3 protein-coding genes are annotated in these 3091 nt (G+C 37.1%); all 3 read left to right on the plus strand.

What is annotated here, in order from left to right; translation table 11 throughout:
- Positions 1–314: 314 nt before the first annotated feature.
- The 3 genes from repM (at position 315) to mobV (ending at position 2827) form a co-directional block, all read left to right on the plus strand.
- Positions 315–1247, plus strand: a complete 933-nt coding sequence (gene repM, locus FTT99_RS16205) for a replication initiation protein RepM (RefSeq protein ID WP_120376160.1) — start codon at positions 315–317, stop codon at positions 1245–1247.
- On the plus strand, positions 1244–1432 hold the full coding sequence (locus tag FTT99_RS16210) for a hypothetical protein (protein WP_120376159.1): 189 nt from the start codon (positions 1244–1246) through the stop codon (positions 1430–1432). Before repM ends, FTT99_RS16210 begins: the two co-directional genes overlap by 4 nt.
- Positions 1433–1582: 150 nt before the next feature.
- On the plus strand, positions 1583–2827 hold the full coding sequence (mobV, locus tag FTT99_RS16215) for a MobV family relaxase (protein ID WP_180161682.1): 1245 nt from the start codon (positions 1583–1585) through the stop codon (positions 2825–2827).
- Positions 2828–3091 lie beyond the last annotated feature (264 nt).

Below are 3091 nucleotides of genomic sequence, written 5' to 3' on the forward strand. Positions count from 1 at the left end.
GAATGCATTATCAATGCTTTTGACTTTGCTTTTGCTCTTGAAACGACACGAGCAAAGCGAGTGCCATAGCCTTTGATTTTTGATGCTCTTGGGCTTTTAATATCTTTTAAAGCTTTTAAATGCTTTTAAGCGAGCCGAAACGATTGCTACACAAGGCTTGTAGAGGACATATAGCACCATTTCCTCTTGTATAAAGCACCATTTCCTCTTGTATAAAGCACCATTTCCTCTTGTATAAAGCACCATTTCCTCTTGACTTAACACCATTAGCATTTTAAGGTGCTATCAAACCAAGATACATCTATGGTGCTAAATTGAAAAATGGATTAGTAGTGAAAGACAATGCGTTAATGAATGCCAGTTATAACTTAGAAACGTCTGAACAGCGTTTAATATTGCTTGCAATTATGAATGCTAGAGAAACAGGGCAAGGAATTACCGCAGACAGCAAGTTAGAAATACATGCTAGTGATTACGCAAAACACTTTAATGTGTCTACAGATGCTGCATACAAAGTATTAAAAGATGCTGTAAATAATCTGTTTGAACGTAAGTTTAGCTATGTTTCGGAATATAAAAAGACTGGCAAAACAGGCATTGTGCGCTCACGTTGGGTTAGTCGTGTTTTCTATGTTGATACGTTAGCGATTTTAGAAATCACTTTTGCCCCTGACGTTGTACCACTTGTTACTCGGCTTGAGGAACACTTTACAAGTTATCAACTTAAACAGGTATCACAGCTTACAGGTAAGTATGCAATTCGATTATACGAACTACTAATTGCATGGCGTGAAGTGGGTAAAACTCCACAAATTGAACTATCAGAATTCAGAAATAGAGTTGGTGTTGAGGATAATGAATATCAACGTATGGAGCTGTTTAAAAGGCGTGTCTTAGAACCGTCTATCAAGCAGATCAATGAACATACCGATATCACTGTGACCTATGAACAACATAAAAAAGGTCGAGCTATTTCAGGCTTTTCATTCAAATTTAAGCAGAAGCAACAAGCAAAGAAAATCGAATCTAAACGAGATCCTAATACACCCGATTTCTTTATCAAGATGACTGACTCACAACGCCATTTATTTGCTAATAAAATGTCTGAAATGCCCGAAATGGGGAAATACTCACAAGGTACAGAAAGCTACCAACAATTTGCTATTCGCATCGCCGACATGCTTTTACAACCTGAAAAATTCAGAGAGCTTTATCCAATTTTAGAAAAAGCCGGATTCAAAGAATGATTGAAAAAGAGATAACAAAATTTGAGAAAGAGATTTTGCTACAAGACAAAATCTCTCAGCTCGAAAATGAACTAAAAGAATTTTCTGATCTTCAAAAAAAAGCATATAGCGATCGTCTGCAGAAAAGCATCATCGGATTAGAAAATAGAATCCGGCGAATAAAGAAAGCGCTTTATACAACTTGAAAAGTTGTCAGGGGTCCAGGGGAGGATTCCCCTTGCTCATGAACTTTCAAAAGCCCAAAGGCGTTTTGAAAGTGGAGTGAGTCCACTTCGCTATCGCAAAGCTCAAAAAGCTCTGCTATCGTGTGTTTTTTGCGGTGTCGGATTTCGCCCATGTCATTTGCTATTTTGCGTATTCAGAAACTCAAATCATTTGCCGATGTTGGAGGCAGTCTTTCGCATAATTATCGCAATCGAGAAACGTTAAATGCTGATGATGCTCGTACACATTTGAATGAGCATGACTTAGATACGAACGAAAAATGCATGTCAGCGATCCGGGACCGAATCCCCGAAAAAAGACGTAAAGATGCAGTTTTGTGTATTGAGCATTTAATTACAGCGAGTCCGGAGTGGGATGGCTGGGGAACTGAAAAAGAAACCGCATTTTTTGAGCAGTCGAAAAAATGGCTCGAAAATAAATACGGTAAAAATAATGTCGTCAGCACTACCATTCACCGTGATGAAACAACCCCTCACCTTGTCGCCTACGTTGTTCCAGTGGACGAAAAAACGGGGCGATTGAATGCTAAAAAATATATCGGTGGATCTCGACATACACTTTCACAGATGCAGACTGATTTTGCAGTTCAGGTAAAGGATTTAGGGCTTGAACGAGGAATTGAGGGAAGTAAGGCAAAACATACGTCTATTCGTGAGTACTACAACGATGTAAACAACTATGAACCTGAACCCAATATTGTACTTCAAGCACCTGAACCCAATGGAATGTTTGAGAGTAAAACACAATATGCTGAAAGAATTATTGAATCTGTGATTGAACAAATCGAACCAAAATTAAAAGAATTAAATTTATTAGCAAATCAAACTAGATCAGCAAAAAAAGATGCACAAAATGCACTTAAAACAGCCTCAGAGGCTCGTAAAGCACTTTCAGATTTACAAGAACATGTAAAACCCTATCTGGACGCACTGGACGGCCTGGACCAAACATGGAAAGAATATTTTGATAAAACTTTGCGAGCAGCTAAAGAACAAGTGCTAGAAAAAAGGAAGCAATTGCAAGTTGAAAAAGAAAATGAAGAACTATCACTAAAACTAAAAAAAGAAGAAAGAATATTTCAAATGGAATGGAACAATACATTTGCTGGTTTCAATAAAGAACAAATCAAGAATTATGAATATCAACTTGAGTGTCTTGAACAAGATTATCCTGTTGAATTTTATAGACAAATTCAAATTAAATCATTGCAAGAAAATCTTATTTTGAATCCAAATTACAAGAGATACAGTAAAAATGAGTTCCATCAAGAACCAGAACAAAAAGTACAACCGACACAAAAAAATGATCAAGAAAAACGATCTGGCAATGATTACGATTCACCACCACCATTTTAAAATGCTCTAGAACGAAAAAAAACGGGGTTTTTAGCCCTACTTGGTCTTTTCTGCATAAAAGTATAATTGAAATAAAAAATGCTCTTAGAACGCAAATGAGAGCATTTAGCGAGTGTCTACGAGCGAAGTATTGATGCTTTTGCTCTTAAAAAAGCATGAGCATAGCGAATGCATTATCAATGCTTTTGATTTTGCCTTTGCTCTTGAAACGACACGAGCGAAGCGAGTGCCATAGCTTTTGATTTTGCCTTTTGATTTTGCCTT

It is taken from the genome of Acinetobacter sp. YH12040 (genome assembly GCF_013420005.1).
GTDB classification, from domain to species: Bacteria; Pseudomonadota; Gammaproteobacteria; order Pseudomonadales; family Moraxellaceae; genus Acinetobacter; species Acinetobacter amyesii.

Excerpts from the sequence above, each read along its gene's own strand:
- FTT99_RS16210 (WP_120376159.1), top strand. The coding sequence starts at position 1,244 with ATGATTGAAAAAGAGATAACAAAATTTGAGAAAGAGATTTTGCTACAA.
- mobV (WP_180161682.1), top strand. The coding sequence starts at position 1,583 with ATGTCATTTGCTATTTTGCGTATTCAGAAACTCAAATCATTTGCCGAT.